This is a genomic window from Micromonospora polyrhachis (assembly GCF_014203835.1).
In the GTDB taxonomy this organism is placed as follows: Bacteria; Actinomycetota; Actinomycetes; order Mycobacteriales; family Micromonosporaceae; genus Micromonospora_H; species Micromonospora_H polyrhachis.
The window spans coordinates 1055507-1072919 of sequence record NZ_JACHJW010000001.1; the positions used below are offsets into that span (position 1 = coordinate 1055507).

Annotated in this window: 1 protein-coding gene (only partly in view); it reads right to left on the reverse strand. The window is 69.7% G+C overall.

Annotated features, from left to right (window positions below; translation table 11 throughout):
- Positions 1-17413, reverse strand: the 3' end of a protein-coding gene (locus FHR38_RS04190; RefSeq protein ID WP_184532934.1) for a WXG100-like domain-containing protein. The gene runs 24050 nt beyond the window's last position; 17413 of the gene's 41463 nt are visible here — the last part of the coding sequence; the start codon falls outside the window, past its right edge — the gene reads right to left on this strand; its stop codon occupies positions 1-3.

Here is a 17413-nt window from a genome sequence, read left to right on the forward strand (position 1 = left end):
TCACCTCCGGCGAGACTGGGCCACACCGTCTCCTGGGCGGAAGAGCATCAGTGGGGTGGAACCAGTCAGGCCATCGGTAAGCCACCGGTCGGCGGCCGCCCGCAGCACGACCGCCAGCATCCCCGGTTCGCCCAGCAGCGTGGGGTGCAGCCGCAGGCGGTGCGGCCCGTCCGACACGGGCTCCAGCGTGGCCATGACCTCGGGTGACCCGCTGTCGTGGACGGTGAGATCCAGCGCGAACTCGCCATCACGGGTCACGACATGCAACAGACCGCCAGCTCCGGCCCGGATGTGTCGCACCCCGTCGGCGTCGTCCAGGACCGGCCCCAGCGAGAGCCAGCCGTTGCGAGCCATCACGTCCAGCGCGGTGACGACCGCGTGGCCGAGTGGATCGCTCTGGCGTGCGGTGTCCACCCAGGTACGCACGGCCTCAGCCGCGCGCCGGTTCGGCCAGGCGTCGTAGGGCGCACGCAGAGTAGCGAGTTCCAGCTCATCGGTGGCGAGGTCGAGGCCGAACCGCCGCCGGATGTCCGCCGCGACCGCGTTCCAACGGGCCTGCGAGCCGGCCTGCTCAGCCAGCAGACCCAGCCGTGCCAGCTCCAGCCGGAGGTAGCCGCGCAGCATCGTTGGGGCCTGCGCCACCGGCCGACGCCGGCGTGGCATCCCCGGCGGGATGTCCCCCGCTATCTCGACCGGGTTGTCGACCACGTGGGCGAGGTCCCGGGCGACCTCGACGAGTCGGTTCACCGCGAGTGCGTCGCGGCGATGCAGACGGACGCCGTCCGGATCGTTGTCGCCGGGCCGCAACGACGGCCCGAGGCCCAGATCCGAGACGAGTGCCCGCTGGAGGCCCGTCCCGCCACGGACGGTCGTGTGCACGACCTCACGCCGCAGATGGTGGCGACGCTCGGCCGGGGTCGGCGACGGCGGCACGATCATCGGGACGATCTGCCCGTTCGCAGTCCGCCCCATCTCCGCCCGGTTCCGAGCGGCATCGGCAAGCTCGTCCATCGTGAACGGCAGCCGGTCCGCCGCCTCGGTGAGCTGGACGTCGCGGTCGATTCGCGCGTCGAGCGTCTCCATCCGGGCACCCAGCATCTCCGCGGCACCCGCCAGCGCGTCCGCGAAAGCCTGTCCGGCCACCCAGAACGCCACGTTCCCGCCGGGAATGCCGATCAGGAGGATCGGGGACGCAACGACCACCGAACCGACGAAGGCCCGGATCCACTTTGGGCTCTGTGTGGCCGGGGACAGCTCGTACGGGATGCCTGCTGCCCGGTCCCGTCGCTGCTGCTCGCTGCGGGCCGAACGCCCGGACGGCGGTTCCGGCCGAGCCTGGCGGCCCCGGTCGGGATCGAGAATGGCCTGGATCGCCTCCTCGGCCTGGCGGAGGTGGTGTAGGGCACGAGCCGCGCGGACCGTCGCGGCGTCCTCGACCATCCGCGCCACGGCCTCGTTCCAACCCCGGCCGAGGCTCGGGCCGCGGCCCCAGGCGGCCAACATGTTGGCCGCCATCAGCATGGGTGACTCGGGTGAGCCCACGTAGAACGAGGGGGCCTGACCAGCGCCAAGATAGGCGAAGATGCGGCCCGGGTTGGTCAGCGCGGGTGGCATGGCCGGGGGCAGGTGGATCATCTCGTACGTGATGGTGGTGTGCGCTGTCCCGCGGCCGGTCACCCGGTGCACCCGGCGCGAGACCCGTACGGCCGTGCTACGCCGCTGCCGCATCTCCGCCAATCGGTGAGCCACCTCCGGTGCCGTCCGGTCGATCATTGCCCGGACATGGGTCAGGGCCTCCACCAGGTGCGTCCGGGTCAACTCGCTCGGTGTATCCACCTCGGAGCGAATACGGTTGACGAGGTAGTAGACGGCCTCCGCCGCGGAGTCACGGACACGGTCCGGTTCGTGCTGCTCCAACTCCTCCCGCTTGACCATGACGTTCTTCTCGAACGGATCAGCAATATGGTCCGTAGCCGCCTGCGCCAGCGACGCACCGATCATGAGGGCCGAGCCGGTGAGTATCATGCCGAGACCAGCATCGTCCCCCAGCATGAAGCCCGTCACGGCGGTGGCCCCGGCGGCGCCGTACACGATCCGACTCTTCACCGCCTCGGCGACCGTCATGCCCTTGACCCGCGCGGATGGTCGTGGATCGGCCGGTGCCACCGGGTCGAGCGCGAGCGTGACCTCGGGCAGCGGCTTGGCCAGCGTGCCATCGACCTGGCTCTGTAGCAGGTCACCGAAGGTGCCCGTGGTCACGCTGATCAGGATGCTGGTCGGGTCGCGGTCGAAGTGTGCTCCGGTGAACGACGTGTTGCCGCTGGTGCCGATGGACCGCGTGATCCGGCGGACCACCTTCGCGGCGAAGCTTCTGCTTCGGGTGCTCGGGACGCCGAGCGGCTGGTCCAGCCGTGTCCCACGTCGACGGTCCAGGCGGCGCAGTTCAGCCAGTAGTTCGCGACGTGCCGCCTCGTCCGGGGTGGGCATCGTGGCGGCGAAGCGGCGGATCATGATGCGCTCGGCACGCGAGGCAACCTGGAACAGCGCGGTCAGGGCCGCCGCACGGGCGGCATGAACGGCCTCCGCCGACGAGTCGTCCGCGAGACGACCAAGCTCGGCCAGGACACCGGCCGTGTCGACCAGGATCGCCGGATCGCTCGCATCGAGGCGCACCTGGATGCGCACATCGCCCGAGGGCTCCGTCACCAGTCGGACGGCGAAGCTCCGGTCGCCCGGCGCGACGACCTCCACGGGCAGGCGCGACACCGTGTCGCCGACCCGCACGGTCACCACCGGAGCCGAGACGTCCCGGATGGCGGCACCAACGACAGACTCCCCAGCCAGACCGGATGCGACGGCGAGCACGGCCTGAAGCGCGCCGACCACGGTCGGCCCGCTCGCCTCCGCGCGTGTGTCGAACAGCCGCTGGCCAACCGCAGCATCCATCTTCGCCAGCTGCCGTCGTACCGCCTCGACCCGCTGCCGGGCCCGCGGCTGGTCACCGAGTAGCCCGCTCTCGGCGAGCAACCCCACCGCCGCGTCCGGCTCGCCGACGAGCAGGGCCTGCTCGACCGCGGCCATCGTGGCCAGCTCGCCGCGACCGTCCATGGTGAGTCGCGCCACCGCACCGACCACTTGGACAGCGAGAAGGTTCGCCAGCCGTCGCGGATCGGCCGCGACAGAGTCCGAAAGGGTGATCCGGACCCGGCTCGACCCGTCGACGCGGTGCGTATGGGTGGCGGGCAGCGCATCGAAGGTGACTTCGACGGTCAGGTGGTGACCGTCCGCCGTCCGGACCATCAGCTCATTCCGGATACCGTCGTGCCCGTGCCCGACCATCGTCAGGCCGGTGTCGATCCGGGCCAGCCCCGAACGGATCCTTGAGGCTGCCGCGTCCAGGGCCGCCGCCGTCGTAGCAAGCAACTCGGGACTGCTTTCCCGGACCATCTGCGTAACGAAGAACGGACCGGCCTCCGCATCCACCACGAGCTTTGCGTGCAGGTCGGCCAGCGCCCGCTGCCGTCCCGCTCCCGAGTCGTCCGCTGGCGAGAGCTGGATCCGGGCGGCAATCGTGGCCCGGCCGTCTGCTCCGCGCAGCGGCAGCCCGTCCGGCCCGGGGGCCGGCCCGAGCAGCCGCACCTCGGTCCTGGACCCGCCATGGGCGAACTCCACCGAGGCGGTACGGCCGTCGGGGAAGCGGACGGTCGTGCCGCCGTCGCGCGCGAGCGTCACGCCAAGGCTCGCGAGGCGTGCCGTCACCTCCTGGTCGAACTCCTCAAGGATCCCGGCCGTGAATCGGTGGTCCGCATGGTTTCGGCGGTAGACGAGGCTACCGTCCGGACGGACCACCAGGCTCCGGCTGACATGGCCCACCCCCAACTGTCCGCCGATGTCGACGCGTACCTCGAAGTGCGCGGTAACCGCTCCCTCCGTGACGATTACGGACGAGTTCCGGATCTCGAAAGGTCCGAGCTGTGCGCCAAGTAGAAGCTGGGGCCAGCCCTGCCATCCCGGGTCATGCACACCGGACGGTAGATCGGCCGTGTAGGCGTCGAGGACCGCTAGCCGGACGCGCCAGTCCCACGACAGGCGTGACAGCAGCTGTGTCAGGACGAGGTGCCGTCGCTCGACCATCGCATACAGCCCGCTCCGCCCGGGCGCTCCCCCGCGCATGGTCACCGCAGCGTCCCGGACGGCCGACATCCGCCAGTCCGTTGGCTGGGTTTCCCAGCTCACGGAGGTAGCGGCGTCCAATAGCCGAAACGCTTCGGCCAGCTGATGAGAATCCTGCGCCTTGCTGATCGCCCACGCCCGCTGTTGGTCCCGCTCGTGGACACTCGTACCGAGTTCCTTGTCGAGGGCGGCGAACTCGAACACCGCGGACAACCACGGCCACACCTTGCCGGCGTCGTCCGGCGTGTTCGCCGGTTGGTCGAGCACCTGGCGGGCAAGAACCTCGAACTCCGCCACCCGTCCGAACCGGTGCGCGTCCCCCGGCAGGACGCCGGATTCAAGCGCCACGATCTCGCGCATCTCATGCGCCAGGGCCCGCTCGACGTCGTCCGGCCGGATCCCGGCCGCGACGACCACCTTCCACACCACGCGCCCATCCTCGGCCTGGGCCGTTGGTCGGGACATGGCCGCCGGTGGCGCCTCGTGCGCCGGCCCCGACAGGTCACCGACGGACAACTTCAGCCGCAGCGAGAAACCGGGTACATCGAGGTCCACAGTGTGCTCGTGCTCGTCCGACGTGAGGGTCACCCGCGCCTCATCGCCAAACGCCGAACCAGCTGCCTGCCGGACGAGTCCAGCCGCCTCCGCCAGCCGCGCCGCCACGTCCTCGGCGCCCGGGTCCGGAGTCCAGTCCCCCCGCAACAAGCCCCCTGGCACCGCTGAGGCGGTGATCGGGTCGGGCAGCTGCGCCCAGTTGACGATCAAACGCAACGTGGTGTCTGCGTCCAGACGGCGTAGGTCGGCCGGGCCGAGGCTCTGGATGAATTCCCTCGCGAGATCGCGTCCCAGCGTGATACGGATTTCGTGATGCCCGATGAGCGCGGCCAGGGTCGTCGCTCGCCGCAGGAACGCGTCCTGCGCACCGTCGCGGTGCGGGTCCCGGGCACCGTGGGCCGTGACCAGCGCAGCCGCCCAGGCGATCCGTTGCTCGGCCGAGACAGTACGTACCTGGTTGCGACGGAACGGCCGCGAACGCTGCGGCAGGTCGTGGAGCGATCGGAGCCGGTTCTCGACCCCGCTCAAAATCGGCCCGGACACGGCCGCCACCCACCTGCCAGAGCCCACGTCGTCGAGACCGGCGGCTACGACCGCCTCGGCCAGCACCAGCGCCGAATCGATCCACTCCCAATCCAGGACCGGCCGGGCCGGCATCGCGCGGACGGCCTCCCGGACGGCTGCCAACGCCGAGGGGTCCAACTCGACGGCGGGGGCGACGGCCTCGATCTCGCCAACGCGCGACGGACCTACGCCGACCAGAGCGGATCGCGGCGCATTGACACTGGCCGAGGCGGCGAGCGACGGGCCGGCGGCGAGCAGGGCGGCGATCGAGGCTCGGTGGACGGGGTGGACCGATGCCAGGAAGCCGGCCGCGAGTTCCTGCCGCTGTGCCGGTGACAACGACTGCTCGCTCAGTAACCACGCCACCGCCGCAACGCGCTCAAGCAGCAGCCGCTCCGGCGACCATGCCCGTTCCGCCTCGACGGCACGTCGGGCGACCATCTGGGCGGCCAACCAGGCCTCGCGCTGGCCCGTTACCAACGAGTAGGGCTGTTCGTACAGCCGTCGGAGCAGGCCGTTCACCCCGTCAAGGTCGAGGGACAGCTCGGATTCCGGGATCCGCAGCGGTGGCAGCGCCGCCAGTTCGAACGCCGCCCCGAGCCAGGCCCAGCTGAGCTCGTCACCGGTCGGCATCCGGGACGCCCACGCCCGGGCCAGGTATGTCTGCAGCAGGCCCTGCGCTGAATTTACGTGCTCACCCAGTAGCCCGGCTCGAATCGACCGCAACGCCGCGTCGACCACCACGGGTAGTTGGGCCAGGTCCATCCGCGCGTCGACATCGATCCGATAGCTCCGCGCCCCCAGTTGGTGCACGACCATGGGCACCGCCAGGGACGGGACCGCCTGGACAGCCACGGTCGCGGTGTGGTGAAGACCAAAATCGATCTCCACACCACCGGTCACGAAGCCGACGACGACATAACCGGACTCACGGGTCTGCGCCAGCAGCATGCGCTGGCCAAGCGCCGTCACCTGGGCCGCGTTGCCTATCGGTAGGAACGCGGGTCGCAGCGCCGATCCGGGCACGGGTCGAAGAGCAACCTGTCCACGGACCGCCTCCCGCCAGAACTCGCTGTGCCGGGCGTCGGCTATCTCCTCGTGAATCGGCCGGGTCGCGGTCCAGTCGTTGCCGTCGAGTAGCCGCACTCCGAGCCACTGGTACGTTCCGGCCGAGACGGAACGCGGATCGCCGGGCCTCAGGACGGACTGCCAACTGCCGTCCCCCTCCCGCCACCCCAGCCGCATCAGGCGGCCGAGAGGTAGCTCCATGCCAACGGTGAGCAGCGCCGATCGGATCTGTCCCAGTTCGGCACGTAGGTCATTCAGCTCGTCTGCGGTGAATCGGGAGAATCGCGGGTCCATGAGTGCGAAGCCGGAGTCGTGAATCGCCCGATCGAGCGCCTCCGCCTCGGCGTTCAGCCGGGGCAGGATGCCGGCGTATGCGTCATTGTCGACGATGTACCCGGCGGGATTCGAGTCGATGCTGCCCAGCCCCGCCTGGACCGCCACCACACCCAGCTTCGCGAGCTGCGGCTCCAGCTCCGCATCGAAGTCGTCAAGTACTCGCGGCGCCGTAGCCAGCCACGGCCTAGCTGTCTGTTCACGACGGAGGATGAGACTGCCGTCGTCGCGCAGCGTCAGGCTCCGGACGACGACGAGGACATCGTCCTCGTCGGGGTGACTCACCTGCAGGTGAACGACGATCGAACCGTCGAAGGGCACCACGGACGCGTTGATGATCTCGAACTCGCCGTACGTCCTGCCGATCAGGGCCATCGCCAGACGATCGCGTGGCCTTATCGCACTGCTGGGTAGATCGGCCAGGAAGGACCGGAGCACCCGCTGCCGGGCCCACCAACGCCATGGCAGGTTGCGCACCACGTCTGCCAGCACGTCCGTACGCAGGTCGAGCAGTGCCTGACGTGCGCGGTGCTCCGCGAAGACCTCCCTCACGGCAGCCGTAACCGCGCTCCTCCGCCAGTCCGGGGGCTGCGTCTCCGGATCGACCTCGGTGGCGGTGTCGATGAGCTGGAAGGCTCTGGTAAGCCGGTGGGGGTTCTGGGCATTGTTGGTCACCCAGACACGCCAGCCCGGTCCTTGGTGGGGATCGGTGGCAAACTCCTTGGTCAGGGCGGCAAACTCGAACACCGCTGACAGCCATGGCCACACCTTGCCGGCATTATCTGGATCGTCCGATGGTTCATCAAGCACCTGGTAGGCAAGTACCTCCATCTCGCCGACCCGCCCGAGCTGATGTGCCAGGTGGGGCGTGGCACCGGATTCGAGAGCGACGATCTCGCGCATCTCGTGGGCAAAAGCGCGTTCGATGTCATCGGGGCGAATCCCTGCGGCGATGGTCACCTCATACTCCACCGGACCGTCGTCGTCCAGTCGAGGAAGGCGTTGCGACATGGCGGCGGGCGGCACCTCGTGGCCCTGCCCGGACAGGTCACCGATCGTAAGCAGCAGCCGCACGGACTTGGTCGGCGTGTCGAGGTCCAGCGTGTTACTGGCACCGGAGACCGGGGTGACGTGGGCATACTTGCCAAACGCCGCTCGGGCGGCCTGCCCCGCCCCTGACATGGCCCGGTCCAAGCGTCCGTCGGCGTCATCCGGGTTGGCATACGGGTCCCAGTCGCCACGGAAGGTGCCGTTCGGCACCGCCGTAGCAGTAATCGGACCACTGTCACCAGAGGACAAGCCGGACACGTCGGGTGGACTCGCACTCAGCCCCGGCAGCATCGCCGTCACGTCCCGAACCGCGGTCAGCACCCGTCCTGTCAACCGCGTCGGTTTCAACACCACTGCGGAGTCCGCACCGACGTCGATGTTCGCCACGCCGAGTTCGGCCAGGCGGGACGCGATAGCCCGGTCGAAGGCCTCCGCAACATCCGACCGGCCCTGGTCGGTATCGTCACGGCGATAGGACAGACCACCGTCTTCGCCCAGCAGCAAACTCCGAACCACATCCACCGGTTCGTCGTTCTCGCCACGCCGCACCCGAAGATGCATCGTGATCGCACTCTCGGCAACCGACACAGACGAACCCACGATGGCAAACTCACCATGCTGGTGGGCCAGCAGCAGCCCCGGCCACCCAGGAGAATGATCCCCAGGTGACAGGTCAGCGAGGTAGGCGTTGAGAACAGCCAGCCGAGCCTGCCAATCCCAGGAGAGACGACCCAGAAGGCCCGCCACGACCCGGTCGCGGTTCAGCTGCGTCAGAGCCTGACTCATCGGCCCAGTCGGGTCCTCCTGAAGACTGTCGACCGCGTCCCGGACAGCCAGCATCTGCCACTGCAACCCCGACGTATCCGAACCCGACCCGACAGCGGCGTCGAACATCCGGAACGCCTGGGCAAGAGTCCCCTGATCCTGCGCCTGGCTGAGCAGCAAATCCCGGAAGGACAGCTGGGCGACAGCCTCCCGGCCACCCCCACGTTCCCGGACCTGACCAACAAGCCAATCCCGCAACGTCTGACGACCGACGACGTCCCGATCCAACTCCCGATCCAACGCCGCGAAGTCCAGCACCGCAGAAAGCCATGGCCACACCTTGGAGGCATCCTCCGGGGTATCCCCCGGCACATCCGTCACCTGCTGAGCAAGCACCTCCAACTCGGCAACCCGACCAAGAAGGTCAGCCACGTCCGGCGGAGCTCCACGCTCATGGGCGACGATCTCACGAATCTCATGAGCCAAGGCACGAGTCACATCCCGCAACCGCAGCCCAGCCCCAAGCACCACCGACCAAGCCCGGCCACCCAACCGACGCGACATCGCCGCGGGCGGCACCGCAAAACCCTGATCGGAGAGATCGTCGACCCCAAGCTCCAGCTCTACGGACTCACCCGCCGAATCGACCCGCACCACTCCCGGGCGACCCGCGACCGGAGTGACCGTCGCATCCTCACCAAGCGCCGCCCGCGCGGCCTCACCCAACGACTCCCTTGCCAACTCCGCACGCTCCTGACGACCCCCCGGAGTATCCGGCTGGTAATCACCCTGGTACGGCGAATCCGCCACCGCCCCGGACGTGATGTAGCCCGCCGCCAGCTTGAGGTCGAGGTGCAACTGCGGATTCTTCGCGAGCCAGCTCTGCTCCTGCGGTTCCAGACTCCGGAGGAAGTCCTCCGCCAGCGCATGCTTCGTCTCCCTGGGCAGGCCGAGGTGCGCGAGGAGCGCGTTGAGGGTCGCCGCCCGGTGTACGAACGCTTCCTCCGGCTCGACTCTGCCGGGCCGGGGGAAGCTCGCGGCGAAGGCCAGCGCTGCCTGCCAGGCGAGTTCCTGCTCAGGTGAGAGCACCGGTGGGCGGTGACGACGGGACATGAGCCGCGACTTGTCGGTACGGGGTGGCAGCCCATGAAGCGGCCGCAACCAGTTCTGGATCTCGTACGGAAGGGAGGTGAAGAGGGTCGCCTGCCAACCCCCGGAGGTGACCTGATCCAAGCCCGCCCCCGCGACCGCATCCGCCAGCATCATCGCGGACCGCAGCCAGGTCCAGTCGAGCTTTGAGCCAGACGGCATTCCCCGCACCGCTGCGGAGACCGCCTGCAACGCATCCTCGCGGCGGCGGAGCTGCTCCCACGGATACTCACGTTCGTCGTGACGGCCGAGTTCCTCGATCTCGGCAAGCGGCGTCGCGTGCCCGGCATAGCTGTTCAGGATCGCGATCCGGTGGGCCGGAGGAACCGACTGCAGGAACTCCCGGGCCAGATCGTGCCGCTGCTCCGGGAGCAGCGGGGCAGTGCGTAGTACCTGCGCCACCACGAAGGCGCGTTCGAGCATCACCTGCTCGGAAGACCAGATCGTGTCCCGGGCCCGGCGGGCCATCTCCCGGGCGGCCAGCCAGACTTCGCGCTGGCCCGCCGGCAACGAATCTGGCTCACCGTGCAACTGTCGAAGCAGCGCAGTCGAGCCGTCGAGCCCGATGGGCGACTCCACACGCCCGTCGACCCAAAGCGACGGCAACGCCGCGAGTTCGAACGCCGCCTGCATCCACGTCCAGGTCAGTCCGCGGCTCGCGAGCATCTGCCTCGCCCACGCGTGGGCGAGGTAAGAACGGAACAGGTCTGGCGGGGAATCCACCGCCTCGTCGCGCAATCCCGCCTCGATCAGCCGCAGCGCCGCCGTCACCACGGGGCGCACCTGCGCCACATCGATCCCCGCGCCGACGGTGATTCGGTAGACGTGTGGGCCCTCCTGGCTGACCGTCATTTGCCAGACCGCGCCAGCATCGACCTCGAACATGACGGTCGCCTGGTTGTCGAGTCCCGATCCCAACTGCACCCGGGGAGTAATGGAACCAACGGGCTGAAAACCGAGTCGCACCCCGTACTCGATCTCGCCATCCCGCATCCGTGGCACCACCGGATCGATGATCAACCGACCATGGTGGCTGGCCTCGTCACGCAGCGCGGCCAGACCGGCGGTCAGCACCCGGGATGGATCGCCTACCGAGACGAAGTCGGGTCGCAGGGTGGATCCGGCGACTGGTTCTATCTCCACCGCCTGGCTCGCCTGCCAGAGTGCCAGTCGGCGGGGGCCGGACCAAGACGGACGGATCGGCCGAGTCGCTGTCCAGTCAAGGCCGTCCAGAACCCGTCCCCCCGGCCAGCCAGTGCGGTCCGGGCTGACTCCGGAGACTCGCCACTCCCACGGCAACTCGACAGCCCCGTCGGCCGACGGCCAGGCTCCGTCCTCCAGCCGCCAGCCCAGCCGGATCAGGCGTCCGAGGGGAACCGCCCCTGGGCTTTCCACCAGAGCGGTACGGAGGTCAGCCACCTCGCGCTGGAGTGCCCGCAGCTCCAGATCGTTGTACCGGACGTAGCGGCTGTCTTGATGCGGGCTCATCTCCTCGCTGATCGCTCGACCGAGGGCTGCTTCCTCGACGGCCAGTCGGTTCAGCACACCGCCGAGCGAGTCGGGGTCGAGTCGGAAGTCGTCGGCGGCCGCATCGATGCTGTCCCGGCTGGCCTGGACGCTGACCACGCCGAGTTCCCGGAGCAGCGGCTCGATCGCGCCGTCGAACACGTCGACGAACTCGGGACCGAACCGTCGGTCGGTGTGATCACGACGATAGGCGAGGGTGCCGTCCTCGCGGCGGACCAGGCTCCGCTCCACGACCCCCTCGTCGTGGTAGCCGCCGGTGCTCACCTCCAGGCGGATCGTGATGGCGTCGTCGGTGACCGCGACCGACGAGTCACGGATCTCGAAGTGACCGAACTCGGAACCGAGCAGGAGTTGCGGCCAGCCCGCCCAGGCCGAGTTCTGCATGTCAGGTGGCTGGTCGGCCGCGTACGAGGAGAGAACGGCCAGCCGAGCCTGCCAGTTCCAGGAGACGCGCCTCAGTACTCCCGCGAGGACCGCATCGCGCTGCGCGAGTGCCATAAGCCGCGGATCAAGCTCGCCCGATCCCTTGTGTACGGCTGCCACGGCCTCTCGAATGGCGGCCGTTCGCCAGTCCGACTGCTGCACTTCGCCAGCGACATTGGCGGCGTCGATGAGACGGAAGGCTCCGGCGAGCTGCTCGGGGTTCTGGGAGTTGCTGATCGCCCAGGCGCGCCGCTCCGCCCTGCGATCAGGGTCGGTACCCAGTTCCTTGTCCAACGCCGCGAGCTCGAACACCGCCGACAACCACGGCCACACCTTGCCGGCGTCGTCCGGCGTGTCGGAAGGCTGGTCGAGCACCTGACGGGCGACGACATCGAACTCCGCGACGCGGCCAAACCAGTGTGCCTCTGCCGGCGGTACCCTGGTTTGAAGCGCGAAGATCTCCCGCATCTCGTGGGCGAGCGCTCGTTCCACGTCGCCGGGACGGATCCCGGCCGCGACGGTGACGTCCCACACCACCCGCCCGTCTTCAGTGCTCCCGATCATCTGGGAGCGGGCTGCGGGCGGCACGCTGTGCTTCGGGTCGGACAGGTCACCTACGGAAAGCCGCAGGCGCACGCGAACGCCGGCAACGTCGAGGTCCACGGTGTTACCGGTGGTGGTGACGTCCGCCTCACCACCGAACGCGGACGCTCCGGCCTGCTCGGCGAGGCTGATCGCCTCCGCCAGGCGTGCTGCCGCGTCATCGGGGCTGGCGTTCGGGTTCCAGTCGCCCCGCAACATGCCGTCCGGCAGCGCCGAGGCGGTGATGTCCGAGGCCCGGCGTGCCCACTGCTGGAGGTCGTAGCCCGCCGATTGGTCTTCGCCGAGCCAATGCTTCTCGTCCGGGCTGAGCGCGGCGACGAAGTCCCGCGCCAGGGTGTTCCGCGTCGCCTCGGGCACATCGTCGTGCTGGAGCAGCGCGTGGATCGTCGCCATCCGGTGCGCGAAGATGTCCCGGGCGCTGGTGAGCCCGAGTTCCCGGACGGCGTGGGCAACGGCGAGCGCGGCCCGCCAGGCAAGTCCCTGTTCGGACGACAGTTCGGACGACGGCTCGGTCCCACGTTTGCGAGACCACGGCCAACGCGGGCTCGGCTGCTCCTGGCGGGGCGAGCCGTAGAACGGCCGCAGGCGTTGCCCGACGTCCTGCGGAATCGCCCGAAACACGGCCTGTAGCCCACCACCAAACACGACGTCGTACAGACCGTTCGCCGTCACCACCTCGGCGAGCGCCAGCGCGGCGCTCAGCCAGGCCCAGTCGAGAACGGGTCGGTCGGGCATGGCTTCGATCGCGGCGCGGACCTCCTGCACCACGCTCTCGTCGGCATCTCCCGGCACCCGAGTGGCGTCCAACACGCCGATGCGGGCGAAATCTTCGAGTTCGGCAAAGAGCGCCGCCTGTGACGAAGCCGCGGCGATTCGGTGCACCGGATGCACCGACGCCAGGAAGTTGCTCGCCAGCTCCTGCCGCTGCTCTGCGGTGAGCGAAAGCCTTCGCAGCAGCCGGGCCATGGTGGCGGCGCGTTCCAGGACCACCTGGGTGGGGGACCAGTGTGCGTCGCGGGCGCGCTGCGCCGTCTCGCGGGCGGCTTGCCAGGCTTTCCACTGTCCGGGTGGCAACGAGTCCGGCTGGTCGTACAACCGGCGGATGCGGTCGGTCGATCCGCTGAGGTCGACGAGCAGCCCACCACCACGACCCGGCGGCGGCAGCGTGGCCAGCTCGAACGCCGCCCGCATCCACTCCCAACTCAGGGCCGCGTCGGTGGGCAGGCGAGACGACCACGCGCGAGCCAGCTCCGCCCGGAACATGTCATGGGCGGATTCCACCGGTCGGCCGAGCAGCCCCGCCTGCACCATCCGCAGACCTGCCGACACCACCGCCGACAGGAGCGCCGCGTCCATCGTCTCGGGGATGAGAAGCTGGTACGCGCGTGGGCCGAGCTGCCGGAGTCCGACCTGTCCCCCGCTGCGGACCTCCACGGTGGCCGGGTCACCGAGCCCGAAGTCGATCTCAATTCCGGCGGGTTCGAACCTTCCGTCCACCGATCTCAGCGGCGCGGGATCGACGAGGAGGTAGCCCGAGCGGGCAATCTCCGTCACCAGCGCCCGATGGCCAGCCTGACGCACCTGGGCGGGATCGCCCACCGGCAGGAAACCGGGCTGCAGCGTGGAGCCGGCGATCGGCGCGAAGGTCAGACTCCGCCGGCCGTGCTCCCCTCGGGCAGCGTCCCGCCATAGTGGGCTTTCACGTGGGTCGAGTTCACCGGTGCGGATCGGTCGGCTCGCCGTCCAGTCGTCGGTGTCGAGCACCCGCGCCCCGAGCCATCGGTGCGTGGCACGACGCGGCGCGTTGGAGCGAATGTCCCCGGGCAGGTCGACGGAGACGTCCGACCGCGGCGGCCAGGTTCCGTCGCCCTCCCGCCAGCCGAGCCGGATCAGCCGGGCGAGTGGCACCGCCTCGGGGACCTCGGTCAGCGCGCGATGGATCTCACCCACCTCACGCTGAAGGTCGCGCAGCTCGTCGAGGCGGAACCCGGCGTAGCGGTCGTCGAGCACCGCCGCCTCGGGATCGCGGATCGCGGCGGCGAGCGCGGCGTCCTCGTCCGCCAGCCGGCTCAGCACCCCGTCCACCGACTCGGGATCAAGGTGGAAGCCGTCAGGGTTGGCGTCGATGCTGTCCCGGCCCGCCTGCACCACCACCACGCCTAGGGCCGGCAGGTGCTTCTGTTCCAGCACCCGATCGAAGGCTTCGAGGAAGTCCGCTCCCCACCGGTGGTCCGTGTGATCACGGCGGTAGGCAAGGCTGCCGTCCTCGCGTAGCACGAGGCTGCGCTCCACGGCACCCTGACTGTGGTAGTTCCCCTGATTGACGACGAGACGAACGCTGATTTCGCCATCTCCCACGGTCACCGAGGTCTCACGGATCTCGAACTGCCCGTATCCGAAGTCGAGCAGCAGTCCCGGCCAGCCCTCCCAGTTAGCGCGATGCTCCCCGGGCGGCAGGTCGGCGACATAGGCGTTGATGACGGTCAGGCGAGTTCGCCAGTCCCACGACACGCTCCGCAGCAGGCGCGCCAGGACTTCGCGACGCGCCGCCAGTTGCCGGACCAGTATCTCTCGACTGGCTTCCCCCACGAAGAAGTTCCGTACGGCGGCACGCATGGCCGCCATCCGCCAGTGTGGCTGCGGCCCATCCCACGGAAGCGTGGCGGCGGCGTCGATGAGTCGGAAGGCTTCGGCGACGGTGCGGGGATCATGGGCCTGTTCGAGGACCCACTGCCGCCGGGCCTCCTTCTGCCGGCCAGCGCCGAGTTCCTGGTCGAGCGCGACGAACTCGTATACCGCCGACAGCCACGGCCACACCCGGTGTGCGCTCTCCGGCGTGTCATCCGGCGAGTTGAGCACTCGCCAGGCGCGTGTCTCGAACTCCGCCACCCGGCCGTGCAGATGGGCGACGTCCGGGTCGCCACGTTGCTCGACTGCGAGGATCTCGCGCATCTCGTGCGCCAGTGCCCGGTCGATGTCGGTGGGACGGATTCCCACGCTCACCGTCACCGCCCACTCACGTCGGTCTGCTTCACCGGGCAGGCGCTGTGACATCGCGGCCGGCGGGATCTCGTAGCCCAACCGGGAGAAGTCGCCCACGCCCAGGTACAGCCGGAGGGACACGCCGGCGACGTCCACGTCGAGGATGTCCGGCCGGCCGGGCGGATGACTGACCTTCGCCCCCTCGCCGAATCCGAAGTACGTCGCCGACTGGGCGAGGCGCAGCGTCCGCGCCAGACGCCCGCCGTCCCGCCTCGGGGTGAAGTCGGGACTCCAGTCACCGCGGAACGCGCTACCCGGCACCGCCGAAGCCGTCCGACCACCGAGAGCGGCCATCCCCGCCAGTTCGTCGTACAACGAGGGATCGGAGCGCAGCCACCGGTGCTCGTCGGGGCCGAGCTGGTCGAGGAACTCACGCGCGATGGCGCGGCTCGTCGCCACGCTCAGTTCGTAGCGACGAAGCAGCGCGATCACCGTCCCCGCCCGATGTAGCAGCACCTGGTCGGGTCCGATCGGGCCGACCTCCCGGACACCGCGGGCGAAGGAGAGCGCGGCTTCCCAGCCGAGTAGTTGGTCGAGGGTCAGCATCTCCACCCGGTGGCTGCCCGACGCCCCGTAGAGCGAGCGGAGCCGGTCTGCGACATCAGCCGGCAGCGACCGTGTCACGGTCGCCGGCCAGTTCTCGGGGCCGACGGTGTCCAACCCGGCCGCCGCCATCATGTCCGCGAGCGCCATCGCGGCTCCGAGCCATCCCCAGTCCAGCGCCGGTCCGTCCGGCATCGCCTCGACCGCGTTCTGGACCGCCGCTGCCGTCGCCTCGTCCACTTCGACGGCGGGAACGGCGGCCTCGATCTCCGCCAGGGGCGTACGGCCCTCGTCCTGTGCCTCGGCGATCGCGATCCGGTGCGTCGGATGCACCGACGCCAGGAAGTTCATGGCCAGCTCCCGCCGCTGCGCGGGGGTCAGCGGGAGTTCGCTCAGCAACCGCGCCACGACGGCGGCGCGCTCCAGCGTCAGCCGATAGGCGGGCCACTCACCGCGTGCGTTCCGCGCGAGGTCACGCGCCGCCTGCCAGGCCGTACGCTGGTTGGCTGGCAACGACTCCGGCTCCTCGTGCAGTCGCCGGAGTCGGTCGTCGGTCCCGTCGAGGTCGATCGGTGCGGCAGCCGGCCGCGGTAGGGTGGCCAGCTCGAACGCCGCCTGGAGCCAGGCCCAGCTCAGGCCGTCGCCGGTCGGCATCCGGGCTGCCCACGCGCGGGCCAGGTGGTCGACGAAGAGACCCTGCGGGGAGTCCACCGGGGCGCCACGCAGCCCCGCCTGGATCATCCGCAGCACCGCTGCGGCTACCACCGGCAACTGCGTCACGTCAATCCCCGCGCCGACGGCAAGCCGGTAGACCCGCGCGCCTTCCTGGTAGATCTCGACGTGCCATTCGGTGCCGAGACCAGCCACGACGTCCACGGTGGCCGGATCGGAGAGCCCGAAGTCAATCTCGATGACGGCGTCGGCCCGACCCATCCGGATCCGCGTCGCCGTCGGATCGATGACCAGGAGACCAGCCCGCTTTGCCTCCACGAGCAACGCGCGTTCGCCGAGCGTCGTCACCTGCGTCGGGTCGCCCACCGCGACGAAGTCCGGTTGCAACATCGACCCGACGACCGGGGTCAGGACGAGCCTTGCGTGACTGGCGTGCCGCCAGAGTGGGCTGCGCCGGGGGTCGGCCGCACTCGGACGGATGGGTCGGGTCGCGGTCCAGTCGCCACCATCGAGCACCTGCGCGCCGAGCCAACGGTACGCGGAGCCGTCCCGCGCCGGCGGCCGGGTGGCGTCCCGCTCCTGCCAGCCGAGTCGGAGCAGACGCCCGAGCGGCACCCACTCGGGCGCATCGCGCAGCATGGCGAGGATGTCGCCCACCTCGCGGTGCAGCTCGCGTAGTTGGTCCCCGGTGAAGCGCGCGTAGTGGTCGTCCCGACTGGCACGCTCGACGCCGCTGATCACCCGGGCGAGCGCGGCTTCCTCGTCGGCCAGCCGGCTCAGCACCCCGTCGATCGATTCGGGGTCGAGACGGAACTCGTTGGGGTTCGCGTCGATGCTGCCCAGCCCGGCCTGCACCGCCCCGACACCGAGTTGCCAGAGGAGCGACTCCAGGCCCCGGTCGAAATCATCGATGGCCTGAGCTGCCCATCGGGGGGCGGTGTGATCC